The organism is Streptomyces sp. 13-12-16 (genome assembly GCF_002114215.1).
Taxonomy (GTDB): Bacteria; Actinomycetota; Actinomycetes; order Streptomycetales; family Streptomycetaceae; genus Streptomyces.
Genome location: NZ_NCTE01000315.1, coordinates 1 through 3,703, shown reverse-complemented (window position 1 = coordinate 3,703; position 3,703 = coordinate 1). Strand labels below are relative to the sequence as shown.

Annotated in this window: 4 protein-coding genes and 1 pseudogene; 1 reads left to right on the top strand and 4 read right to left on the bottom strand. The window is 71.5% G+C overall.

All coding sequences use genetic code 11. From position 1 onward, the window contains the following. A pseudogene (locus B7767_RS13420) lies at window positions 1–420 on the bottom strand (metallophosphoesterase); the annotation flags it as partial. Window positions 421–444: 24 nt separating this feature from the next. Next, a complete protein-coding gene (locus B7767_RS13415) occupies window positions 445–693 on the bottom strand; it encodes an SCO4848 family membrane protein (protein ID WP_085572387.1) in 249 nt (82 codons plus the stop codon). A gap of 91 nt (window positions 694–784) precedes the next feature. Here B7767_RS13415 and B7767_RS13410 point away from each other — a divergent pair, with 91 nt between their 5' ends. Continuing rightward, window positions 785–2,074 carry a D-alanyl-D-alanine carboxypeptidase family protein gene (locus tag B7767_RS13410; protein WP_085572386.1) on the top strand — a complete coding sequence of 430 codons (1,290 nt, stop codon included), beginning with the start codon at window positions 785–787 and terminating at the stop codon, window positions 2,072–2,074. Here B7767_RS13410 and B7767_RS13405 read toward each other — a convergent pair. Further along, on the bottom strand, window positions 2,022–2,939 hold the full coding sequence (locus tag B7767_RS13405) for a YihY/virulence factor BrkB family protein (protein ID WP_085572385.1): 918 nt from the start codon (window positions 2,937–2,939) through the stop codon (window positions 2,022–2,024). The genes B7767_RS13410 and B7767_RS13405 overlap by 53 nt on opposite strands. Before the next feature lie 117 nt (window positions 2,940–3,056). Further along, on the bottom strand, window positions 3,057–3,703 hold a 647-nt coding region (locus B7767_RS13400; RefSeq protein WP_085572384.1), incomplete at its 5' end, for a decaprenyl-phosphate phosphoribosyltransferase.

Genomic DNA, 3,703 nt, shown 5'->3' with positions numbered 1-3,703 from the left:
CTCGCCGCCCGTCCCTGCGCCGGGGCCGCGTCCCGTGCCCTGCCCGGCCGGTATCGGCTCCGGCCGCGCCGGGGCGTCCGCCGCCTCCGCCGTCCTCGCCCGCCGCTCCAGGATCCGCCGCAGCACCGGCCGTACCAGCTCGCCCGCGAGCACCGCCAGCAGCAGGTACAGGGCCAGGGCCAGCCACAGGTAGCCGGGCCAGGCCAGGACCTGCTTGAGCCAGAAGGGAGCACCGCCGCGCCCGGCGACGAAGGCCCCGACGGTCAGCGCCCAGCCGCCGGCGATCACCACGACGCCCGCGCGGCGCACCGCGCCCGGACCCTTCGTGGTGTCCCGGAACAGGCGCCGCCACACGTACCAGTTGCCCGTCACCAGGACGGCCACGACCAGCAGCGCGATGAGTACGAAGACGATGGCCACGAGGCGCAGTTCCCCTGTTCCCGGTCAGGACGTGCGTGACGTCCGGCTCAGTGCGCGCAGTCCGCGCAACCCGATGCCCCCGATGACCGTCCCCAGTACGAAGGAGACGACGGCGAGCGTCAGGTGAACGAAGAAGTACGCCGTCGGGTGCCCGTTCTCGAACGCGAGTCCGCTGCTGTCCTTGACCAGGTTCTTGACGAAAGTGACCCAGATGACCCAGCTCCACACCCCGAAGGCGAGCAGGAACCAGGAGACGGGGCGGCTGAGCTTCATTGCTCCAGTATCACCGGGCGGTGTCCGGATCCTTGCCCGGGGTGGGGACCTGCCCGGGACTTCGTCAGGTATGGCATGTACGTTTCCGGTCGTGCCCGCACCCAAGAACACCGTCCGGCGATCGCTGCTGGTCGCCTCCTCCGTCCTGTTGTCCACCGCGCTGACCGCACCCGTCGCGCTCGCGGCCCCCAAGCCGTCGACGAGTCCGTCGGCCACGCCCCCGGCGAAGATGTCCGTCGTGGGCGGGACCCGGCTCGGACAGGCGGGGACCCAGGTCAACCTCGCGAGCGGGGTGCCGGTGCTGCCGAAGGACCTGTCGGCCCGCTCCTGGATCGTCGCCGACGCCGAGTCCGGCGAGGTGCTCGCCGCGCACAACGCGCACTGGCGGCTGGCCCCGGCGAGCACGCTGAAGATGCTGTTCGCCGACACGCTGCTGCCGAAGTGGCCCAGGACCACGGAGCACAAGGTCGAGCCGTCCGACCTGGCCGGTGTCGGTCCGGGCTCCAGCATGGTCGGGGTGAAGGAGGACGAGACGTACACGGTCGAGGACCTGTGGCGTGGCGTCTTCCTGATGTCCGGCAACGACGCCGTGCACGTGCTGTCGGCGATGAACGGCGGCGTCGAGAACACCGTCGAGGAGATGAACGCGCACGCCGAGGAGCTCCAGGCGCTCGACACCTTCGTGGTCAGCCCCGACGGCTACGACGCCCCGAAGCAGGTGTCGTCCGCGTACGACCTGACGCTGATCGCCCGTTCCGGGCTGCAGAAGAAGGACTTCCGGGAGTACGCCTCGACGGTCAGGGCGCAGTTCCCCGGCGAGACGAAGAAGAACAAGAAGGGCAAGAAGGTCCGCGGATCGTACGAGATCCAGAACACCAACCGACTGCTGCGCGGCGACACCGACGTACCGGTCTACCAGGGCATAGCCGGCGTGAAGAACGGCAACACCACCAACGCCGGCGCCACCTTCACCGGTGTCGCCGAGCGGGACGGCAAGGTGCTGCTGGTCACCGTGATGAACCCGCAGAAGAACGAGAGCAACGGGGTCTACAAGGAGACCGCGAGGCTCCTCGACTGGGGCTTCAAGGCGGCCGGCAAGGTCGAGCCGGTGGGTGAGCTGGTGCGGCCGAGGAGCGCGGAGCAGGCCGCTCCCCAGCCGGGCCCGTCCGCCTCCCCGGGTGAGGCCGGGGGCGCCGGGGACGGTACCGTCGCGGCCGGTTCGAAGCCGGTGGCGAGTGCCGCGTCGGGCGGCGGCACCGACGGCATCGGGGTCGCGCTGGGCATCGCCGGCGGAGTGGTCGTGCTGCTCGCGGGCGGCGCCTTCCTGGTCAACCGGCGCTGGCCGCTGCCGGACCTGGTGCGCCGCCGCTCGCGTCCGTGACCCCGGGGGCCTCGTCCCGCTTGCTCCGCGTCGCCGTCCAGGCGGCGCAGAACAGGACCAGTTTCGAGGTGGAGTTGATCCACAGCAGCAGGGCCACCGGGACGCCGAACGCGCCGTACATGCTCTTCGTGGCCACGCCCTGCATATAGCCGCTGAGCAGCAGCTTCAGCAGTTCGAAGCCGATCGCGCCGGTGAGTGCGGCGACGATCAGGCGGCGCCGGGCGGGTTCGACGCCGGGCAGCAGGGTGAGGACGTACAGCAGGAGCAGGAAGTCGGCGCCGACGGCGACGGCGAACGCGGCGACGTGCAGGACGATCCCGCCCCAGCCGCCCTTCTCCAGCCCGATGGCGTCGCTGATCCGGCCGACCATCGCGGAGGCGACGGCGGAGGCGGCCAGGGTGATCAGGACCGCGCCGCCCAGGCCGACGAGGACGCCCAGGTCCTTGCCCTTGCGCAGGAGGGGGTTCTCCTCCTCGTCGGGCAGTTCCCACACCGCGCGGAGGCATTCGCGCATGGAACCGGCCCAGCTGATGCCGGTGAACAGCAGCACGGCACCGGCGATGAGTCCGACGGTGCCGGCGTTCTCCACCAGTTCCCCGATGTCCAACTGGTCGGAGATGCCGGGCACCTGGTCGGTGATCTTGTCCTGAAGGGTGTTCTGCTGGTCCTGGCTCAGGGTGGCGGCGCCGGCCGCGGCGGCCACGGTGAGCAGCGGGAACAGTGCGACGAAACTCCTGAAGGTCATCGCGGCGGCCAGGCGCGCCCAGTGCACCCGGTCCAGACGCTCGTACGACCGCCACGCGTGCGTGAGCATCAGCCGGGCCGTCCACGGCCCGACGACCGGAAGCCTTTTCAGCCAGTCCATGATCCGACCCTGCCCCCATCGCGGAAGACCCATGTCCTGGTACCCCGGAACCGGACCTCCGTGACCGGTGGCGCAGCGGACGGTTCCTCACCGGCCGGTCTCCCACCGGTCCGTTCCTCACCAGTCGGCCACCGCCAGGGCGTACATCGCCGCCCAGAGCAGGCCGATGACGGCGAGCGCGCGGTCGCCCAGCACCACGTCCTCGGGCTCGCCGGCGGTCCCGCGGTCGGCGAAGACGGCGTAGCGGAGGACGGCGAGGACGAAGGCGACCACGGAGAGCTGCCGCCAGGGCAGCACGCCGGTGTGCGGCACACCGCCCTCCTCCAGGGCCCACAGGCAGTAGCCGAGGACGGCGACGCCGGCGGCGAGCTGCCAGACGAAGCGGAGGTAGCCGGTGGTGTACTCGGTGAGCAACGCGCGCGTGGCACCCGCTTTCCCGGTCATCTGCACGGCCTCGGAGTAGCGCTTGGCGGCGACCACGAACAGCGCGCCGAACCCCGTGGTGATGAGGAACCAGCGGGACAGGGGGATGCCGAGGGCGAGGCCGCCGATCACCGCGCGCATCACGAAGCCGGTGGTGACGGCGACGAGGTCGACGACGAGGACGTGCTTGAGGCTGACGCAGTACGCCAGTTGCACGGCGAGGTAGGCGGTCAGCAGCGCGGCGGCCGCCGGGGGGCACACCCGGGCCGCGACGGCGGGCGCGAGGACGCCGAGGGCGATTCCGGCGGCGTAGGCGGCCGGCACGGGCACCCGGCCGGCGG

Bases quoted from the DNA above. Each gene is read 5' to 3' on its own strand.
- B7767_RS13405 (WP_085572385.1), bottom strand. From the start codon at position 2,939: ATGGACTGGCTGAAAAGGCTTCCGGTCGTCGGGCCGTGGACGGCCCGG.
- B7767_RS13415 (WP_085572387.1), bottom strand. From the start codon at position 693: ATGAAGCTCAGCCGCCCCGTCTCCTGGTTCCTGCTCGCCTTCGGGGTG.